The sequence below is a fragment of the Streptacidiphilus albus JL83 genome (assembly GCF_000744705.1).
Lineage (GTDB): Bacteria > Actinomycetota > Actinomycetes > Streptomycetales > Streptomycetaceae > Streptacidiphilus > Streptacidiphilus albus.
Genome location: NZ_JQML01000001.1, coordinates 7,955,826 through 7,976,162 on the forward strand (window position 1 = coordinate 7,955,826; position 20,337 = coordinate 7,976,162).

A 20,337-nucleotide genomic window follows, 5' to 3' on the forward strand; every position below is an offset into this window, starting at 1 on the left:
GGGATTTCTCCAATGCAGGTTGAGATCAAGGGCAGCACGCTGCCCGTGCTCGAAATACAGCTGGCCCACAAGGACGCCGTGGTCTCCATGCACGGCGAGCTGTCGTGGATGACCGCCAACGTCCACATGTCGCAGACCATGAAGGGCGGTTCGGGCGGCCTGATGGGCGCCCTCAAGCGGGTCGCCGGCGGCGGCGGGCTGCTGCTCACCAAGTACGAGGCCAAGGACGGCGACGGCCTCGTCGCCTTCGCCTCGAAGGTCCCCGGGCACATCGTGCCGGTGCAGGTCGGCGAGGGCCGGGGCTACCTGGTGCACCGTCACGGCTGGCTGGCCGGGACGCTCGGGGTCAGCGCCAGCGTCGGCCTCCAGCACTCCTTCCGCGGCGGGCTGTGGGGCGGCGACGGCTTCATCCTCCAGCGGCTGGAGGGCCAGGGCACGGCCTGGGTCGAGCTCTCCGGCGAGCTGAACGAGTACCAGCTGGCCCCCGGTCAGGTCATGCTCGCCCACCCCGGGCACGTCGGCATGTTCGAGGACACCGTCAAGTTCAAGATGACCAAGGTGCCCGGCATCGCCAACCGGCACTTCGGCGGCGACGGCTTCCACCTGGTCGCGCTGACCGGCCCGGGCCGGATCTGGCTGCAGAGCATGCCGCTGGCCAACCTGGCCCACGCGCTGGAGCCCTACCTCCCGCAGCCCGACAACGGCTGACGGTCCGTCGGGGCCGGGGCGCGGCAGCGTACACCTGCTGGCTCCGTGAATTGCAGGTATCCGCAATTCATCAGTGCGGTCACCGCGCCGTCGCCTAGCGTCACCGTCCATGGTGAACACAGACATCGCGCTCAAGGAAGTCATGACGATCGAGGGCTCCCTCGGGGCGGCCCTGGTGGACGTGAACAGCGGACTGGCGCTGGGCACCCTCGGCGGCGGCAAGGAGTTCGACCTCAACGCCGCCGCCGCGGGCAACACCGACGTGGTCCGGGCCAAGTACCGGACGATGGAGATGCTCGGGATAGCCGGGACCGTCGAGGACATCCTGATCACCCTCAGCGGCCAGTACCACCTGATCCGCCCGCTGGGCTCGCGCAGCGGCAGCGGCCTCTTCCTCTACCTGGTCCTGGACCGCAAGCGGTCCAACCTGGCCATGGCCCGGCGTCAGCTGGAGCAGGTCGAGGGCAGGCTGGAGGTCTGATGCAGCCTCCGCTCTACCAGCTGAAGGCCGACTTCTTCCGGATGCTGGGGCACCCGGTGCGGATCCGGGTGCTGGAACTGCTGCAGGAGGGCCCGCTGCCGGTGCGCGACCTGCTGGCCGACATCGGCGTCGAACCCTCCAACCTGTCACAGCAGTTGGCCCAGCTGCGGCGGGCCGGCATCGTGGTCTCGCTGCGGCAGGGCTCGACCGTGCGCTACGCGCTGGCCGGGCCCGACGTGGCGGACCTGCTGCGGGCGGCCCGCCGGATCCTGACCGTGCTGCTCGCCGACCGCGAGCAGATGCTGGACCAGCTCCGCCGGTCCGAGGTGGAGCTGGACGCCTCCTGAGCGGCGGCTGCCGCTACCGCTTGCCCTGGTCGACCGAGGCCAGTCCGGGCGGGGCGGAGGCGAGGGCGGCGCGCAGCGCCTCGATCAGCGCCAGTGCGCCCTCCTCGGTCAGTTCCACCGCGACCCGCGCGCCGGGGCCCAGCGCCGGGTTGAGGAAGTCGACGTTGACGGTGTGCTCGTAGGGGGCGTGCTGGGGGTGGTCGACGTAGACCATGGCCCGGGTGAGCGGGAAGTAGCCGTCGGCTCCCTTGCCGCTGCCGGTGATGTCGACCTGTTCGGTCAGATAGGTGCACATGGGGCGGGTCTCCGGGGTGCGGTCGGACGGAAGGGGCTCAGGCGAGGTTGCGGGCGAAGAAGTCCAGCGTCAGCTTCCAGCCCTCGGTGGCCGCGTCCGGGCGGTAGGAGGGGCGGTCCACGGCGAAGAAGGCGTGGCCGGCGCCGGCGAAGGTGTGGAACTCGAACTCCTTGCCGGCCTCGGTCAGCAGCCGCTCCAGCTCGGCCACGGCCTCGGGGGAGGGGTGCTTGTCCTCCTCGCCGAAGAGCCCGAGCAGCGGGCAGGAGAGGTCCTTGGCGAGGTGCCCGATCGGGCCGACCCGCAGCGGGAGGCCCTCCGGGACCGCCTCGGTGACGAAGGCTCCGTAGCAGTCCACCGCCGCCTGGAGGTCCAGGCTGCAGCCGGAGAGGAAGGCCTGGCGGCCGCCCGAGCAGTGGCCGATCACGCCGACCCGGCCGTTGGAGTTCTCCAGCCCGCGCAGGTACGCGGCGGCCCCGGCCACGTCGCCGACCAGCCGCTCGTCCGGGACGCCGCCCAGCGAGCGGGCGGTCGCGGCGGCGTCGTCGGGGGCCGCGCCGGGGGCCTCACGGGTGTAGAGGTTGGGGCAGACCGCGTTGTAGCCCTCGGCGGCGAAGCGGCGGACCATCTCCTTGGTGGCCTTGTCGTAGCCGGGCATGTGGTGGATCACGACGACGCCGCCGCGCGGGGTCCGGTCGAGCGGGGTGGCGCTGTAGGCCTCCAGCTGCGCACCCCCGTCCCCGGTGATGGTCACGGTCTCGGACAGTACCCGGTCGTCCATGGTGGTTCCTCAGGGTTCGTACGGGGAGGGCCCGCAGGGGGTCGGCGGCGCCGGAAGCGAGTATGCACCAGTCCGTTCAGGCCGGGGTGCCGGGGGCGGGCGCGTCGGCCGTGTCGCCGGCGGTGCTGACGACCCCCTCGCCCCCCTCGCCCCCCTCGCCGTCGGCCGGGGGCAGGGCGCCGGAGCGGAGCGGGATCTCCCGGATCAGCCAGGTGACCAGGAAGGTCAGCAGCGCCAGCACCGCGCCGCCGAGCAGCACGCCGTGCAGGCCGTCGGTGACGCCGACCTTGAAGGCGTGGGCGATGGCGGTCGGCATGCCCTTCAGCGCCGAGGGCGGGATGTGCGCCCCGTTGGAGGCCAGGGTGTGCCCGGACGGGCCGAGGCTCCTGGTCAGCGAGGACTGGAGCCGCTGGGTGTAGATGGAGCCGAAGAGCGCGACGCCGAGCGAGCCGCCGACGGTGCGGAACAGCGTCACCGAGCCGCTGGCCGCGCCCATGTTCCGCAGCGGGACGCTGTTCTGGGTGATCAGCATGGTGTTCTGCATCAGGAAGCCCATGCCGGCGCCCAGCGCCACGGTGAGCAGCGAGGCGGTCGCGGTGCCGGTGTCGACCTTCAGTTCGAGCAGCAGCGCCATGCCGATGGTCATCACCGCGCCGCCGACCAGCATCAGCGTGCGGTAGCGGCCGGTCCGGGAGACCGCCTGCCCGGTGGTGATCATCACCGCGAGCATGCCGAACATCAGCGGCAGCAGCAGCAGTCCGCTGGCGGTGGGGGAGGCCCCGCGCACGTACTGGAAGTACTGGGGGAGGAAGTTGATGGCGCCGAACATGGCCGCGCCGACGAGGAAGCTGATGACCTGGGAGACGGTGAAGTTGCGGTCGCGGAACATCGAGGGCGGCAGGATCGGTTCGGCGACCCGGACCTGCGAGCGGACGAAGGCGGCCAGCGAGACGACGCCGACGACGGCGAGGACGGCGATCTCGATCGAGGCCCAGGGGTACTGGGAGCCGCCCCAGGCGGCGATCAGGGTCACCGCGACCACGCCGATGCTGAGCAGGACGGCCCCGAGGTAGTCGATCTTCGCCTCGATCCGGCGCCGGGGCAGGTGCATCCCCAGCCAGGTGACCAGCAGCGCGGCGATGCCGAGCGGGATGTTGATGTAGAAGGCCCAGCGCCAGCTGAGGTGCTCGGTGAGCAGGCCGCCGATCAGCGGGCCGCCGACGAAGGCGACCGGCATCATCCCGCCGATCATGGCCTGGAACCGGCCGCGGTCGCGCGGCGGCACCAGGTCGCCGAGGGTGGCCATGGCGCCGACCATCAGGCCGCCCGCGCCCAGGCCCTGGAGCGCGCGGAAGGCGATCAGCTGGTCCATGTTCTGCGACAGGCCGGTCAGCGCCGAGCCGATCAGGAAGACCACGATGGCGACCATGAACATCGCCTTGCGCCCGTGCAGGTCGCCCAGCTTGCCCCAGACCGGGGTGGTCACCGCGGCGCCGAGGGCGTAGGCGGTGACCACCCAGGAGAGGTGGGCGAGTCCGCCGAGGTCGCCGACGATGGTGGGCAGCGCGGTGCTGACGATCAGGTTGTCGAGCATCGCCATCAGCATGCCGAGCATCAGCCCGATCACCGCGATGTAGACGGCGCGGTCGAGGACGACCGGCGCCTCGGCCGACTCGGCCTCCGTGGACGGGGGCAGCGGCCCGGCTTCGGACATCGAGCTGTTCCTCTCCTGCGGCGACGAGCGACTTACCTGCCGCCCGGCAAGCATTCTTGCCGGTTCGACGGTAGGCCCTATTCTGATCGTCCGTCAATTATCTTTTACTGGGGCTACGGTGTGTCGGGGCAAGGGCCGGATCCGGCCATCCGGGCACCCGCTTGACGGAGTGTGGTCATTTTCTGCTCCCATCTTGCGTCATCATGCAAGCATTTTGCAGACCATGCCGTAGGCTGCGCGTATGACGCGACGACTCGCCGAAGTGGCAAAGAAAGTCGGTGTGAGCGAGGCGACGGTCAGTCGCGTGCTCAACGGCAAACCGGGGGTCTCCCCGTCCACCAGGACGGCGGTGCTGACCGCCCTGGACGTACTCGGGTACGAGCGACCCACCCAGCTGCGCGGGGAGCGCTCGCGGCTGGTCGGGCTGGTCCTGCCCGAACTGCAGAACCCGATCTTCCCGGCCTTCGCCGAGGTGGTCGGCGGGGCGCTGGCCCAGCAGGGCTTCACCCCGGTGCTCTGCACCCAGACCGCCGGCGGGGTCTCCGAGGCGGACTACGTGGAGCTGCTGCTCCAGCAGCACGTCTCCGGCGTGGTCTTCTTCGGCGGCCTCTACGCCCAGGCGGAGTCCCCGCACGACCACTACGAGCGGCTGGCGCAGCGGGGGCTGCCGACGGTGCTGATGAACGCGGCCTTCGACGACCTGGACTTCCCGCAGGTGTCCTGTGACGACGCGGTGGCGGTGGAGCAGGCCATCGGCCACCTGCTCTCGCTCGGGCACCGCCGGATCGGGCTGGTGATGGGCCCGCCGGACCACGTCCCCTCGCGGCGGAAGCTGGGTGCGGCGCGGGCCTTCGCCGCGCGCGCCGGGCTCGACCTGCCGGACGAGTACGTCGAGCACGCGCTGTTCTCGCTGGAGGGCGGCCAGGCGGCCACCGCGCGGCTGCTGCAGCGGGGGGTCACCGGTGTGGTCTGCGCCAGCGACCCGCTGGCGCTGGGCGCGGTCCGGGCCGCGCGCCGGCGCGGCCTGGCGGTGCCGGGGGAGGTCTCGGTGATCGGCTACGACGACTCCTCCTTCATGGCCTGCACCGACCCGCCGCTGACCACCGTGCGGCAGCCGATCGAGGCGATGGGCCGGGCCGCGGTCGACCTGCTGGTCGGCGAGATCGAGGGCGCCCGGGTCACCCACGACGAGGTGCTGTTCGAGCCGGAACTGGTCGTACGCGGTTCCACCGGGCCGGTGGCCCAACAGAACTGACCCCCCGTCGCGCCTGCCGGTGCAGGTCGGCGGCGGTTTCTCCGCCCGCAGGGGCCGGACGGTGACGTCCGGCCCCTTTGTCATGCGGTATCGATCATCTGTAGAAGTTTTGCTGATTCTGGTTCATGTCTTGCGTAGCGCTTCCGCTGTTTGTACGTTGAGCGCCACAGACGACACCTCGGGCATGAGCCATGAGCCACGAGCCGCACTTCTTTCGAGGAAGAGGCCCACACGATGATCAGAAACCGCTACCGCACGCTCGCCGTCCTGACCCTGGCGGGGTGCGTCGGCATCGGCATGACTGCCTGCAGTTCCAGCTCGAACTCCGGCTCCGGGAAGGCCACCAGCGCCAACGGGGTGACCACCATCACCGTCGGCTGCGAGCCGCCCACCACCCAGCCGGCCCAGCGCGACTTCTTCCTCCAGGACATCGCGGACTTCGAGGCGGCCAACCCGAAGATCGTGGTCAAGGGCGACGACACCAACCCCTGCGACACGCCCGCCAAGTTCGACGCGGAGCTGGCCTCCGGCACCGAGGACAACGTCTTCTACACGTACTTCACCGACGTCTCGAACGTGCTGTCCGCCAACCAGGCCGCCGACATCGCGCCCTACGCCTCGCAGATCGCCAACTACAGCAGCATCCTGCCGCAGCTGCTGAACGTGTACCGCAAGGGCGAGAGCAGCAGCGGCGACCTCTACGGCGTCCCGGTGAACAACTACACCGAGGGCCTGGTCTACAACGCGACCCTGTTCAAGCAGGCCGGGATCACCACCCCGCCGAGCACCTGGGCCGAGGTCGAGGCCGACGCCAAGAAGATCAGCGCCCTCGGCAACGGCGACATCGGCTACGCCGACTACAGCGCCGGCGGCACCGGCGGCTGGCACTTCGCCGCCGAGCTGTTCTCCCAGGGCGGCCAGATGGTCAACTCGGCCGGCACCCAGGCCGCCTTCAACAACGCCCAGGGCCTGGCCGTGCTGCAGACGCTGCACCAGATGCGCTTCGTCGACAACGACATGGGCACCAAGCAGGGCTACGTCTGGGCCGACCTGCCGCAGCTGATGAGCACCGGCAAGCTCGGGATGTACGTCGGCGCGCCGGACACCATCACCAACATGCACGCCACGTACAACACGCCGTACACCAACATCGAGATGAGCCCGCTGCCCGGCACCAACGGCCCCTCCGGCACGCTGCTCGGCGGTGACGGCTACATGTTCAACAAGAAGGACACCCCGGCCCAGATCGAGGCCGGCATCAAGTTCCTCAACTTCGAGTTCATGACCCCGGGCGACGGCCAGTTCAACTACGTCCGCAACGCCGGTGCGGGGCAGCCGGTCGGCCTGCCCGAGCCGGACCTGTTCACCGCCGGGTCGGCGGCCGACACCCAGGTCACCACGGACGAGAAGGCCTCGGCCAACATCCCGGTCGGCAACTTCACCGCCTACACCCAGGGTCTGACCAACATGACCCTGAACATCGAGCCGCCGCAGGCGCAGGCCATCTACGCCCAGGGCGACAAGGCGATGTACGCCGTGCTGACCAACCCGAACGCCAACCTCCAGCAGCTGCTGACGACCTTCGCCAACGCCACCAACAGCATCCTCGCCAGCAACTCGAACGGCTGAGTGCTCCTCACCCAGGGCCGCAGTTCGGCACCGTAGCGCCCCGCCGGGAGCACCGGCCCCCGGCGGGGCACCCCGTCCAGCAGGAGAACAGGTCTGATGGCGACCATCGAGACACCCCACTCACCACCCCGCGGCGGCGCCCCGCTGCGCCGGCCGCGCACCGACCCGGACCGCGGCGGCACCCTCCTCCGGGGCCTGCGGCGCAACGGCAGCGCCTACCTCTTCCTGATCGGCGCGCTGCTCTGCTTCGCCGTCTTCTCCTGGTACCCGATGGTCCGGGAGTTCATCCTCAGCTTCCAGAAGGTCAACATCGCCGGGCAGAGCACCGGTTGGGTGGGTTTCGACAACTACCAGCGGATCCTCAAGGACCCCGACTTCCTGGCCGCCTGGAAGGCCACGGCGATCTTCGCCGGTTTCGCCCTGGTCTTCGGCTACGCGGTGCCCTTCGTCATCGCCGTGGTGCTGAACGAACTGCGGCACGCCAAGGCGTACTTCCGGCTGCTGGTGTACCTGCCGGTGATGATGCCGCCGGTGGCCGCGGCCTTCCTCTGGAAGTACTTCTACACCCCGGACAACTCCGGCCTGTTCAACGACCTGATGCACACCCTGCACCTGCCGACCTCGGCCTGGACCCAGTCCTCCTCGCCCACCTTCGCGGTGCTCTGCCTGGTGCTCTTCTCCACCTGGATCAACATGGGCGGCGGGGTGCTGATCTACCTGGCCTCGCTCCAGGGCATCCCCGGCGAGCTCTACGAGGCGGCCGAGATCGACGGGGCCGGCATCCTCAAGCGGGTCTGGCACGTCACCATCCCGCAGACCCGGCTGATCCTCTCGATGATGCTGCTGCTCCAACTGGTCGCCACGATGCAGGTGTTCCTGGAGCCCTTCATCCTCACCGGCGGTTCCAACAGCACCGTCACCGTCGTCTACCTGGTCTACGAGTACGCCTTCAGCTACGGGAACTTCGGGGGCGCCGCCGCGCTCGGGGTGATCCTCTTCGTGGTCCTGGGCATCTTCTCCGGCGCGTACATGTGGCTGTCCGGCCGCGGAAATGAGGACTGAACCGCCATGGCCGTCGCCGAACCGCAGATCCGGACCCTGATCTCGGCCACCCAGCTGGCCCGCCCGCGCAACAAGGTCGTCTACTGGACCGTGCTCTGGACCATGGTCGTGGTCTTCGCCCTGGTCTTCGTCTTCCCGCTGTACTGGATGTTCAGCAGCGGCCTGAAGACCGCCCCCGAGGTGCTGCAGAGCCCGCCCTCGCTGCTGCCGCACCACCCCGAGTTCTCGAACTACCGCACCGCCTGGAACGAGCTCGACATCGGCCGGCTGATGCTCAACACCCTGCTCTACGCCGGGGGAGCACTGGTCTTCCAGCTGATCTTCGACGTCGCCGCCGCCTACGCGCTGTCCAAGCTGCGCCCGGTGCTGGGCAACGTGGTGCTGTTCCTGATGCTGGCCACGCTGATGATCCCGTCGATGGTGCTGATCATCCCGCAGTACCTGACCGCCCTCAGCGTGCCGTTCGTCCACTGGGACCTGCTGAACACCCCGTGGGCGATCTGGCTGCCCTCGGTCGCCAGCGGCTTCAACATCTTCCTGCTGAAACGGTTCTTCGACTCGGTGCCGGAGGACCTGCTCTCCGCCGCGAAGATCGACGGCGCCGGACCGCTGCGGATCCTGTGGTCCATCGTCCTGCCGATCTCCCGGCCGATCCTCGGAGTGGTCGCCATCTTCGCCGGGGTCAACGCCTGGAAGGACTTCCTCTGGCCGTACCTGGTGCAGACCGACACCGCGAAGATGAGCATCAACGTCGGCCTGTTCACCCTCAGCGGCGACGGCATCCCGGAGAACGTCTTCATGGCCGCCCTGGCCATGGCCTGCGTCCCGACGGTCGTCTTCTTCCTGATCTTCCAGCGCAACATCATGTCCGGCCTCACCGCCGGCGGCCTCCGGGGCTGATCCGGCCCGCGCCCCGCAGAGACCGATGACGCAAGCCCCCACCGACGTGAAGTACAACGCCGAGGAGACACCATGTCCGAAATCCGGGCTGATCGCAGCACCGTCGAATGGTGGCGCGGCGCCGCCATCTACCAGGTGTACGTCCGCAGCTTCGCCGACGGCAACGGCGACGGGGTGGGAGACCTCGCCGGCGTCCGCGCCCGGCTCCGCCATCTCGCGGACCTGGGCGTCGACGCCCTGTGGTTCAACCCGTGGTACCCATCGCCGATGGCGGACGGCGGCTACGACGTCACCGACTACCGGAGCATCGACCCGGCCTTCGGCACCCTCGCCGAGGCCGAGAAGCTGATCGCCGAGGCGCTCGACCTGGGCATCCGCACCATCATCGACATCGTCCCGAACCATGTCTCGGACACCCACCGCTGGTTCCGGCAGGCCCTGGCGGCCGGTCCCGGATCGCCCGAGCGCGCCCGCTTCTGGTTCCGCGCCGGACGCGGCGAGCAGGGCGAGCTGCCGCCCAACGACTGGCCCTCCCAGTTCGGCGGCTCCGCCTGGACCCGGATCCCGGACGGGGAGTGGTACCTGCACCGGTTCGCCTCCCAGCAGCCCGACCTCAACTGGGAGCACCCCGAGGTCCGGCAGGAGCACGAGGACGTGCTGCGCTTCTGGTTCGACCGCGGCGCCGCCGGAGTCCGCATCGACTCCGCCGCCGAGGTGGTCAAGGACCCGGCCCTGCCCGACTTCGACCCGGCCACCGACCCGCACCCCTACGTCGACCGCGACGAACTGCACGACATCTACCGGGCCTGGCGCCGACTGGCCGACTCCTACCCGCAGCCGCGCGCGCTGATCGGCGAGGTCTGGCTGCCCGACCACGAGCGCTTCGCCCGCTACCTGCGCCCGGACGAACTGCACACCGCGTTCAACTTCGACTTCCTGGCCTGCCCCTGGGACGCCGACCGGCTCCGCGACTCGATCACCACCACCCTGGCCGTGCACGCCCCGGTCGGCGCCCCCGCCACCTGGGTGCTGGCCAACCACGACGTCACCCGCACCGTCACCCGCTACGGCCGGGCCGACACCGGCTTCGACTTCGCCACCAAGGGCCACGGCATCCCCACCGACCGGGCGCTCGGCACCCGCCGGGCCCGCGCCGCCGCGCTGCTCTCGCTCGCCCTGCCCGGCTCGGTCTACCTCTACCAGGGCGAGGAGCTGGGGCTGCCCGAGGTCGAGGACATCCCGGCCGAGCGGATCGAGGACCCGATGTACCACCGCACCGGCGGCGCCGACCCCGGGCGCGACGGCTGCCGGGTCCCGCTGCCCTGGTCCGGCGACCGGCCCCCCTACGGCTTCAGCCCGGAGGACGCGACCGGCGAGCCCTGGCTGCCGCAGCCGCCGGCCTGGGCCGACCTGTCCGTGGCCGCCGAGGACGGCGTCCCGGACTCGATGCTCACCCTCTACCGCCGCGCCCTCCGGCTGCGCCGGGCCGAACCCGGCCTCGGCGACGGGCCGATGAGCTGGCTGGACGCCGACCCCCGGGTGCTGGCCTTCGCCCGCGGCGCCGACGGCGACCCCGGCTTCGCCTGCGTCGTGAACCTCTCCGACGCCGCTGTGCCGCTGCCGGACCACCAGGACCTGCTGCTCGCCAGCGGTCCGCTGGACGGCGGCACCCTTCCCCCCGATACGGCGGTCTGGCTGCGGACGACCTGACGCGTCCCCAGCCGCACCGCTGACCGCGTCGCCCGCTCGTCATCGAGGGTTGCCGAGCCGGGCGGCGCGGCCCTTTCCCCCACCCAGCACCACCCGTACAGAGGAGTCACCCGTGTTACTCCACCGCGCTCGAACCGGAGCCGCCGGACGTGTCAGAAGAGCGGCGGCGGCCGTCACCGCCACCGCGCTGATGGCCGCAGCCCCACTGCTGGCCGGCCCACTCCTGGGCATACCGGCCACCCAGGCGGCAGCCGCCACCACCCCCGGCGCGGCCGTCCCGTTCACCGAGTACCTGGCGGCCAGTGCTGCGACCAACGGCACCGTGCTGGCCCCGGACTACACCGTCGGGACGCTGGCCTCCGAGGCCACCGGCCGCCAGGCGGTGCAGCTGATCGGCCAGGGCAAGTACCTCACCTTCACCCTCACCGCGCCGGCCAACGCGGTGGACTTCCACTACTCCGTCCCGGACTCCCTGGCCGGCGGCGGCATCACCGAGCCGCTCAGCATGTACGTCAACGGCGCGTTCAGCCAGACGCTGTCGCTGACCTCCCAGTACAGCTGGGAGTACGGCACCCAGGCCACCGAGACCAACACCCCCACGGTCGGCGCGCTCGGCGTGAGCACCCCGCACGACTTCTACAACGACGTCCGGACGATGTTCGGCTCGACCCTGCCGGCCGGGACCAAGGTCACGCTCCAGGTCGACGCGGCCGACACCTCGCCCTGGTACGTCATCAACACCGCCGACTTCGAGCAGGTCGCGGCCCCGATCACGGCCCCGGCCAACTCCATCGACGTCACCCAGGCGCCGTACAACGTGGACGACACCGGGGTCACCGACGTGACCTCGGAGCTCCAGTCCGCGATCAACGCGGCCGAGACCAGCGGCCAGACGGTCTGGCTCCCGCAGGGGACCTACCAGGTCAGCCAGCCGCTGAACGTCAACAAGGTCACCATCGAGGGCGCGGGTGAGTGGTACACCGAACTGACCGGCTCGAACGTCGAGTTCGCCGGCCAGATCGGCAATCCCAGCACCAACGTCAATGTCTCGAACCTCTCCGAGTTCGGCAACGTCAACGTCCGCAACGACGGCGACGGCTCGGTCAACGGGATCAACGGCGGGTTCAGCAACTCGACGTTCTCCAACATGTGGATCCAGAACACCAAGGTCGGTGCGTGGATCGTCGGTCCGTCCACCAACCTGACCATCAACAGCCTGCGGATCCAGGACACCACCGCCGACGGCGTCAACTTCGACGGCGGGGTCACCGACTCCACCGTGGAGAACACCTTCCTGCGCAACACCCAGGACGACGGCCTGGCGATCTGGTCGCAGAACACGGCCGACGCCGACGACACCTTCACCCAGAACACGGTGGACTCGCCCGGAGTGGCCAACAACATCGGCCTCTACGGCGGCACCGACAACACGGTGACCAACAACCTGCTCCAGGACACGGTCACCCGCGGCGGCGGCATCAACGTCGGCAACCGCTACAGCCCGACCCCGCTGGCCGGCACCACCACCATCAGCGGCAACGAGCTGGTGCGCACCGGCCAGTTCGACCCCGGATGGGACTACGGCGTCGGCGCGATCTGGTTCTGGCCGCAGAACGAGTCGCAGAGCGGCACCGTCAACATCTCGAACAACACCATCATCGACAGCCCCTACGAGGCCTTCCAGTTCCAGAACTCCGCCCCGCCGGTCGGCGCCGCGGTCAACACCCAGGGCAGCTCCGGCAACACCATCACCGGGGTCACCCTGACCGACAACACCGTCAACGGCGTCGGCAGCTACGTCCTCCAGGACCAGGCGCCGGGATCGGTCAGCATCTCCGGCCTGGTCGCCACCAATGTCGGCGTGGCCGGCGTGATGGACTGCGGCTCGGGGATGACCGTCACCCAGGGCAGCGGCAACTCCGGCTGGTCGACCACCGCCTGCGGGATGCCGGCCACCTGGCCGCTGATCGCGTACCCCAGCACCACCACCTTCGAGCAGGCGACCGTGGGCACGGCCACGCCGGTCCAGAAGGTCACCGTGATGAACGCGGGCAGCGCCGCCTCCACCCTGGGCGCGATCTCCGCGAGCAGCGGTTTCACCGTCACCAACGACCCGTCCCAGCCCTGCGGCAGCAGCCTGGACGCGACCACCCCCACCGACAGCGGCAACTGGTGCCAGGTCGACGTCTCCTTCACCGCCCCGGCGTCCGGGATCACCACCGGGACGCTGACCATCCCGACCAACCAGCCCGGCAGCCCGACCGTGCTGCAACTGGTCGGGAGCACCGGCGGCACCAATGTGATCACCCCGCCGACCCTCTCGCCCACCGCGCTCTCCTTCGGTGACGAGGCCGTCGGCTCCACCACCCCCGCCCAGACGGTCACCCTGACCAACCCGGGCGCGTCGGCCGTCACCATCGGCTCGATCGCGGTCAACAACTCCTCCTACACCCAGACCGACACCTGCGGCGGCTCGCTCGCCGCCGGGGCCTCCTGCACCATCGCGGTCACCTTCGCGCCGAGCGCCGGCGGCGCCCAGAACGGCACCCTGGCGATCACCAACAGCGGCACCAGCACCCCCATCGGCGCCACCCTCAGCGGCACCGGCGTCACCTCCACCACCAACCTGGCGCAGGGCGCGGCGATGACCGCGAGCAGCAGCACCGGCGGCTTCCCGCCGTCGAACGCCAACGACGGCAACACCAGCACCTACTGGGAGAGCGTCGACGGGACGTTCCCGCAGTGGCTGCAGGCCGACCTGGGCTCGGCCCAGTCGGTGGGCTCGATCACCATGGACCTGCCGCCGTCCACGTCCTGGGCCACCCGGACCCAGACCATGTCGGTCCTCGGCTCGACCGACGGCAGCACCTGGACCACGCTGGCCGGTTCGGCCAACTACACCTTCAACCCGGCGACCGGCAACACGGTCACCGTCCCGCTGCCCACCACGAAGCTGCGCTACCTGCGGCTGAACGTCACGGCGAACACCGGTTGGGACGCGGCGCAGCTCTCCGAGCTGCAGATCTTCCCGGGCGGCGGGAGCAGCGGCGGCGGTGGCGGCACGACCGCGCCCTCGCTGTCGGAGTCGGCCTCCTCGCTGACGTTCGCGGCGCAGACCGTGGGCAGCAGCAGTGCGGCGCAGAGCGTGACGGTCACCAACGGCGGCACCGCCGCCGCGGCGATCAGCTCGGTGGCGGCGACCGGTGACTACACCCAGACCGACACCTGCGGCAGCTCGCTGGCCGTGGGCGCGTCCTGCACGGTCAGCGTGGTCTTCACGCCGACCGCGGCCGGTACCCGTACCGGCACGGTGACGGTCGGCTCCAACGACCCGGCCGGGCCGCTGACCCTGGCGCTGACCGGCACCGGGACCGCGTCCTCGACCACCAACCTGGCGACCGGCGCGACCATGACCGCCTCCGGCTACACCCAGGGCTACGTGCCGTCGAACACCAACGACGGCAACACCAGCACCTACTGGGAGAGCACCGACAACGCGTTCCCGCAGTGGCTGCAGGCCGACCTGGGCTCCACCCAGACGCTCGGGTCGATCACCCTGGACCTCCCGCCGGCCACCGCCTGGGCCACCCGTACCCAGACGCTGTCCGTGCAGGGCTCCACGGACGGCAGCAACTGGACCACCCTGGTCGCCTCGGCCGGCTACACCTTCAACCCGGCGACCGGCAACACCGTCACCATCCAGCTGCCGGGCGGCACCAGCGACCGGTACCTGCGGCTGAACTTCACCGCCAACACCGGATGGCCCGCCGGACAGCTGTCCGAGTTCCAGATCTACAGCTGACCCCTCCCCTTCCCATCGGTCCGGCCGCCCGTCCTCCCCGGCGGGCGGCCGGACCCGTCCCCGTCCCCGAGAGAGGTTCCTTCGCCATGGATTCGTATCTGCTGCGGAGATCGTCCGCCGCACTGGTCTCGGCCGCGATGGCGGCCACCGGGCTCGCCCTGACGTCCCCGGGCGCCGACGCCGTACCCGCCCCGGCGCCGAGCGCGCCGGTCTCGGCCTTCAGCCCCTCCTTCGACGCCGGGGCGAGGATCCCCGGCTTCGCCGAGTACCTGGCGACCGGCCCGAACGCCGGCACCGACGGCTCCGTCATCGGCCCCGACTACACCCAGGGCGACCTGGCCACGGAGGCGGTCGGCCGGGAGGCGGTCCAGCTGACCGCGCCCGGCCAGTACGTCCAGTTCACGCTGGCCCGGAACGCGAACGCCCTCGACCTCGACTACGCGCTGGCCCAGGGCGCCTCCGGCACCCTCTCGGTCTACGTCGACGGCAAGCGGCTGCCCACCGAGCTCGCGCTGACCTCGACCTACAGCTACATCGACACGCCGGACATCTACGGCAGCAGGACCCACCACTTCTACAACGACGTCAGACTGCTGCTCGGCCGGGAGCTGCACGCCGGCGACACGGTGCGGTTCGAGGTCGGCGCACAGGACACCGCCGTGCCCTACACCATCGACCTGGCCGACTTCTACCAGGTCGCCGCCCCGCTCCGGCAGCCTGCGCACTCGCTCTCGGTGCTCAGCGAGGGCGCGGACCCGACCGGGGCCACCGACTCGACCGCGGCCTTCGCGGCGACCGTCGCCGCCGCCGCGGCCGCGCACGAGTCGGTGTGGATCCCGGCCGGGAACTTCGCGATCGACTCGCCGCTCCAGGTCGACCGGGCCACCATCGAGGGCGCGGGGGACTGGTACACCCAGATCCGGTCCGACGAGTTCATCGACAACGCCGCGGCGGTCCCGGGCCCGGTGAACCTGGCGGACTTCGCCATCCTCGGCAGCACGGTCGGCCGCCACGACGACAGCACCGAGAACGCGATCAACGGCTCGCTGGGCACCGGCGCGGTGGTCGACGGGCTGTGGATCCAGAACACCAACGTCGGCTTCTGGCTGCAGTACGGCAACACCGACGTGACCGTGAAGAACAGCGTGGTCCTCGACACCGACGCGGACGGCCTCAACCTCAACGGCAACGCCACCGGGGTCACCGTGAGCGACGACTTCGTCCGCAACACCGGCGACGACGGCCTGGCCATCTGGTCCTACCCGGCGGCCGACGCGCACGACACCTTCGCCTGGGACACGGTCGAGCAGACCAACCTGGCCAACGGCATCGCCGAGTACGGCGGCAGCGACAACACCATCACCCACGACGTGATCGCCGACACCAACGCCCTCGGCAGCGGGCTGACCATCTCCAACGAGCAGTTCGCCGCTCCCGGCTTCACCACGCTCGGCGGCACCATCACCGTCTCGCACAACACGGTGCTGCGGGCCGGCGCGATGAACCCCAACTGGGGGCACCCGATGAGCGCCGTCCAGATCGACGCCTACGACTACGCGATCAGCGGGGTGAAGATCGACTTCCATGACACCAATGTGATCGACAGCCCGTACAGCGCCTTCGAGCTGGTCTCCGGCGACGGCACCGGCCTGCCGGTCGACGGACTGACGATAGACGGCGCCGACGTCCAGAACGTCGGCACCGTGGTCTTCCAGGCCGAGACCGCCGGCACCGCCGGCGTCTCGAACGTCCACGCCACCGGCGTCGGCGTGGCCGGCACGGTCCAGGACCAGTACCCGCCGGCCACCCCGGCCTTCACCTTCGACCTCGGCCCCGGCAACACCGGCTGGGGCCCCACCCCGACCTTGAACTACTTCCCCAACCCGTCCCCGGCCGTCCCGTAGCCGGTCCATTGCTCCGAAGGGGAGGGTGACCGAGCGGAGGATGACCGGACCCCCATCCCGGTCACCCTCCGCTTCTTCATGCCCCGGGTGGGCGCGTTACTGTGATGATCTGGACGAGATCGGACAGCCCCTCGAAATCCTTGGGGTTGGCGGTGCAGAGCGGGAGCCCGTTGGCCGCTGCCGTGGCTGCGATCATCAGGTCGGCACAGCGGCCGCGTGGCTGCCGCCCAATCGCGATCACTGCTGCGCAGATCTGGCCGTACATTCGCGCCGCATCGCGGTCGTACGGGAGGACGTCGAAGGTCGCCTCGACATGTTGAAGGACGGCCATCCGCCTGGCCCGTTTGACGGGATCGTCCGTCGCGTGGGGGCCGTGGGACAGTTCACCGAGGGTGACGGCGGTGACGAGTAGCTCGTCCGGTAGCTCGGACGGGTCGAAGGCTGCCAGCGCGGCAACGATGTCGGTGTCCAGCACTCCCTCGGTGCGAGTCACAGGTCGGTTCCCTACCACGCCGTACCACGTGAATCGGGCTGCTCAAGTCCACCGGGTCGTAGCGGACGGTACGTCTCCGGTGGCGTAGCGCACCTGCTCGATTCGGCGATGCGGAACTGGATCTCGGCAGTGACGACCGGTCGGCGAAGGTGAATGCCGGTACCAGCCGTCGCCTGCGGGTTCGCGGCGCCGGTGGCTGGTTACCGGTGGGTTGGGGGTTCCGGGGGGAGGGTAGCCGGGGGCCTCCCGGTTCGGTGGAGGTCAGGTTCCGTACATGGCCAGGACATCCTCCAGTTGGTACCGACCAAGCCGTCAACACGTTTCTGGCCTGCGATTATGCCTGGATTCGCGGTCCTGGCGGGTGGTTCCCGCGACGCGGGCCGGTCACGTTCCGATACAGAAGCAGATTCCAGCCTCCAGAGCCCTTGACGTGCTGCTGATTTCTCGGGATTCTATGCCTCACCAATCGTTAGGAAACTTAACTATCTATAGGCACGGCACTCCAGGGAGAGGTAAGAGCGTCATGAAGCAAGGCTTCTACAGGAGAAGCGGCAAGATCCTGGGCGTCACCGCGGTCGCCGCATCGATGCTGTTCGTCAGTGCGTGCGGGGGGTCCAGCAGCGGTGCCAAGGGGGGCGGCAGCAACCCGAACGCCATCCTGACCGTCGACAACGAGAGCGGCGGCCTCTGGACGTGCGGGTTCAACCCGTTCAACAGCGCCGTCAGCTTCCTGTCGATGGGTGACATCTACGAGCCGCTGACCTTCGTCAACGCGCTCCAGAACGACAAGACCACGCCGTGGCTCGCCACCGACTACGCGTGGAGCAGCGACTCCAAGACGCTGACCTTCACCATCCGGAACGGGGTGAAGTGGAGCGACGGCACCCCGATGACCGCCGCCGACGTCCTCTTCACCTTCAACGAGCTGAAGAAGTTCCCGGCGCTCGACCTCAACTCGGTCTGGGCCGTGCTCAACTCGGTCACCCAGTCCGGTGACCAGGTCGTCTTCAACTTCAAGTCGGCCGCCACCACCTACTTCTACTACATCGCCGACCAGGTGCCGATCATCCCGCAGCACATCTGGGCCTCGATCAAGGACCCGGTCGGCTACGCCGACCCGAACCCGGTCGGCACCGGCCTGTACGTGGTCAAGCCCTGTACGCCGCAGAACGTGACGCTCAAGCCGAACACGTACTACTGGCAGCCCGGTCTGCCGAAGGTCAAGACCGTCGACTACCCGGCCTTCACCTCGAACGACGCGGCCAACAACTACCTGGCCACCGGCCAGGCCCAGTGGGGCGCCCAGTACATCCCGAACCTGAACAAGTTCTACCTGAGCAAGAGCAAGGACTACCAGTCCTTCCAGCCGCCCATGACTCAGGTCGCGATGTTCCCGAACCTGAAGGACCCGCTGCTCAGCAACGTCACCGTGCGCCAGGCCCTGGCCTACGCCACCGACCGGCAGAGCGCGTCCACGGTCGGCGAGAGCGGCGAGGAGCCCCCCGGCAGCCAGCTCGGCATCGTCACCCAGACCTACCCGCAGTGGATCGACCCCACCGCGCAGTCGAAGGACAACTACACGTACAACCCGGCCAAGGCCGACAGCCTGCTGGAGGGCCTGGGCGCCAAGAAGGGCTCCGACGGCATCTACGTGCTGAACGGCCAGAAGCTGAACTTCACCATCATCAACAACGGTGGGTACAGCGACTGGGTCGCCTCGCTGCAGGAGGTCTCGCAGGGGATGAAGGCGGCCGGCATCGGCCTGACCGTCGACAACCTCTCCCAGGCCGACTGGAACAGCAAGCTGCTGAACGGCCAGTTCCAGCTCGCGTACTACGGCGAGACCGGTGGTCCGAGCCCGTACTACGAGCTGCGCCAGTGGCTGTACTCCACCAACAGCGCCCCCATCGGGCAGCCGGCGGCGACCAACTACGAGCGGTACTCGGACCCGGCGACGGACAAGCTGTTCGACCAGTTCGCGGCCACGACCGACCTGGCCACCCAGAAGTCGATCATGGGTCAGCTCGAAGAGCTCATGCTGAACGACGTTCCGGTCATCCCGGTCACCAACGCGGCCGCCTGGTACCAGTACGACACCAAGAACTTCAGCGGCTGGGTCACCCCGCAGAACCAGTACGCGGTGCCCTCGGTCTGGCAGCTGCCCGACTGGGGCCAGGTGCTGATGCACCTCTCGCCGAAGTAGTCGGTCCGGTCACAGGCCGACCGCTCCGCGCACGCCGCACGTAGCCAAGAGAAGAGAGAGGTCCGCAGGGTGAGATTCCTGCTCCGCCGTCTGGGATTCTTCGTGCTCACCCTGTGGGCCGCCCTCACCGTCAACTTCGCCATCCCGCACCTGCTGCCGGGAAGCCCCGTTGACGCCATGATGGCCAAGTACAAGGGAAAGCTCCACGGAGCCTCCCTCCAGGCCATGGAGGCCGCGCTCGGCCTCAACAAGCACCAGAGCATCCTGGTGCAGTACGTCGACTACATCAAGAACTGCTTCAGTCTGAACTTCGGCGTCTCGTTCGCGCAGTACCCCGCCACCGTCACCAGCGTCGTCGGCCAGGCCATCCCCTGGACGCTCGCGCTGGTCGGGGTGACCACGGTGATCGCCTTCGTGCTGGGCACCGCCATCGGGGCGATGGCCGCGTGGAAGCGCGGCAGCAAGCTCGACAGCATCCTGCCGCCGCTGTTCGTGATCGGCACCGGGCTGCCCTACTTCTGGGTCGGCATCGTCCTGATCATGTTCTTCGCGGACATCCACCAGTGGCTGCCGGGCGCCTTCGGCTACGACAACAGCCTGACCGCGATCGGCTGGAACGGCGCCTTCATCGGCTCCGCCCTCCAGCACGCGATCCTGCCGGCCGTCTCGATCCTGGTGACCTCCGTCGGCGGCTGGGTGCTGACCATGCGCAACACCATGGTCACCACCCTGGCCGAGGACTACATCCGGATGGCCAGGGCCAAGGGCCTGTCCAACTGGCGGATCATGATCGACTACGCGGCCCGCAACTCGATCCTGCCCAACCTGACCGGCTTCGCCATGTCGATGGGCTTCGTGGTCAGCGGCGCCGTCCTGGTCGAGTACGTCTTCGCCTACCCGGGCGTCGGCTACCAGCTCGTCAACGCCGTCACCAATGAGGACTTCCCGGTCATGCAGTGCCTGTTCCTGGCGATCACTGTGGCCGTGCTGATCTCGGTGCTCGTCTCCGACATCGTGACCGCCCTGCTCGACCCCCGCACCCGGTCCGCGAGGTAA

16 protein-coding genes are annotated in these 20,337 nt (G+C 69.4%); 12 read left to right on the forward strand and 4 right to left on the reverse strand.

The window, feature by feature from the left end:
• The first annotated feature begins 12 nt into the window (after window positions 1-12).
• The 3 genes from BS75_RS34550 to BS75_RS34560 all read left to right on the forward strand — a co-directional run bounded on the left by BS75_RS34550 (window position 13) and on the right by BS75_RS34560 (window position 1,536).
• The gene (locus BS75_RS34550) at window positions 13-708 is read left to right on the forward strand and encodes a TIGR00266 family protein (RefSeq protein WP_034091036.1); all 696 of its coding nucleotides are present in this window, start codon (window positions 13-15) and stop codon (window positions 706-708) included.
• Window positions 709-817: 109 nt separating this feature from the next.
• Window positions 818-1,189 carry a hypothetical protein gene (locus BS75_RS34555; protein ID WP_034091037.1) on the forward strand — a complete coding sequence of 124 codons (372 nt, stop codon included), beginning with the start codon at window positions 818-820 and terminating at the stop codon, window positions 1,187-1,189.
• Entirely contained in the window at window positions 1,189-1,536 is a 348-nt protein-coding gene (locus tag BS75_RS34560) for an ArsR/SmtB family transcription factor (protein WP_034091038.1), read from the forward strand. Before BS75_RS34555 ends, BS75_RS34560 begins: the two co-directional genes overlap by 1 nt.
• Before the next feature lie 13 nt (window positions 1,537-1,549).
• Here BS75_RS34560 and BS75_RS34565 read toward each other — a convergent pair whose 3' ends face one another.
• The 3 genes from BS75_RS34565 to BS75_RS34575 form a co-directional block, all read right to left on the reverse strand.
• On the reverse strand, window positions 1,550-1,831 hold the full coding sequence (locus BS75_RS34565) for a DUF6295 family protein (protein ID WP_034091039.1): 282 nt from the start codon (window positions 1,829-1,831) through the stop codon (window positions 1,550-1,552).
• A 37-nt stretch (window positions 1,832-1,868) separates the two neighbouring features.
• A complete protein-coding gene (locus BS75_RS34570; protein ID WP_034091040.1) occupies window positions 1,869-2,609 on the reverse strand; it encodes a dienelactone hydrolase family protein in 741 nt (246 codons plus the stop codon).
• A gap of 76 nt (window positions 2,610-2,685) precedes the next feature.
• Complete coding sequence (locus tag BS75_RS34575) at window positions 2,686-4,323, reverse strand: MDR family MFS transporter (protein WP_081982925.1); 1,638 nt, start codon at window positions 4,321-4,323, stop codon at window positions 2,686-2,688.
• A 241-nt stretch (window positions 4,324-4,564) separates the two neighbouring features.
• On the opposite strand from BS75_RS34575, the gene BS75_RS34580 reads away from it, so the two are divergent.
• From BS75_RS34580 to BS75_RS34610, 7 genes are all read left to right on the forward strand, one after another.
• Window positions 4,565-5,578, forward strand: coding sequence for a LacI family DNA-binding transcriptional regulator (locus BS75_RS34580; RefSeq protein ID WP_034091041.1), 1,014 nt, complete (start codon window positions 4,565-4,567; stop codon window positions 5,576-5,578).
• A gap of 234 nt (window positions 5,579-5,812) precedes the next feature.
• On the forward strand, window positions 5,813-7,207 hold the full coding sequence (locus BS75_RS34585; RefSeq protein ID WP_034091042.1) for an ABC transporter substrate-binding protein: 1,395 nt from the start codon (window positions 5,813-5,815) through the stop codon (window positions 7,205-7,207).
• A gap of 96 nt (window positions 7,208-7,303) precedes the next feature.
• Window positions 7,304-8,269 (forward strand): carbohydrate ABC transporter permease, encoded by a 966-nt coding sequence (locus BS75_RS34590; protein WP_034091043.1) that lies wholly within the window; start codon window positions 7,304-7,306, stop codon window positions 8,267-8,269.
• Window positions 8,270-8,275: 6 nt separating this feature from the next.
• Window positions 8,276-9,169, forward strand: a complete 894-nt coding sequence (locus BS75_RS34595) for a carbohydrate ABC transporter permease (protein WP_034091044.1) — start codon at window positions 8,276-8,278, stop codon at window positions 9,167-9,169.
• A gap of 72 nt (window positions 9,170-9,241) precedes the next feature.
• Window positions 9,242-10,879 carry a glycoside hydrolase family 13 protein gene (locus BS75_RS34600; RefSeq protein WP_034091045.1) on the forward strand — a complete coding sequence of 546 codons (1,638 nt, stop codon included), beginning with the start codon at window positions 9,242-9,244 and terminating at the stop codon, window positions 10,877-10,879.
• Window positions 10,880-10,991: 112 nt separating this feature from the next.
• Window positions 10,992-14,681, forward strand: a complete 3,690-nt coding sequence (locus tag BS75_RS50990) for a discoidin domain-containing protein (RefSeq protein ID WP_042437106.1) — start codon at window positions 10,992-10,994, stop codon at window positions 14,679-14,681.
• A gap of 86 nt (window positions 14,682-14,767) precedes the next feature.
• Window positions 14,768-16,585, forward strand: a complete 1,818-nt coding sequence (locus BS75_RS34610; RefSeq protein ID WP_042437107.1) for a glycosyl hydrolase family 28-related protein — start codon at window positions 14,768-14,770, stop codon at window positions 16,583-16,585.
• Between the two features lie 76 nt (window positions 16,586-16,661).
• On the opposite strand, the gene BS75_RS34615 is transcribed toward BS75_RS34610, so the two are convergent.
• Window positions 16,662-17,078 (reverse strand): type II toxin-antitoxin system VapC family toxin, encoded by a 417-nt coding sequence (locus BS75_RS34615; RefSeq protein WP_231607982.1) that lies wholly within the window; start codon window positions 17,076-17,078, stop codon window positions 16,662-16,664.
• Between the two features lie 523 nt (window positions 17,079-17,601).
• On the opposite strand from BS75_RS34615, the gene BS75_RS34620 reads away from it, so the two are divergent.
• Together BS75_RS34620 and BS75_RS34625 are read left to right on the forward strand one after the other, a co-directional pair.
• The gene (locus tag BS75_RS34620; RefSeq protein WP_034091048.1) at window positions 17,602-19,281 is read left to right on the forward strand and encodes an ABC transporter substrate-binding protein; all 1,680 of its coding nucleotides are present in this window, start codon (window positions 17,602-17,604) and stop codon (window positions 19,279-19,281) included.
• A 69-nt stretch (window positions 19,282-19,350) separates the two neighbouring features.
• Window positions 19,351-20,337, forward strand: a complete 987-nt coding sequence (locus BS75_RS34625; protein ID WP_034091049.1) for an ABC transporter permease — start codon at window positions 19,351-19,353, stop codon at window positions 20,335-20,337.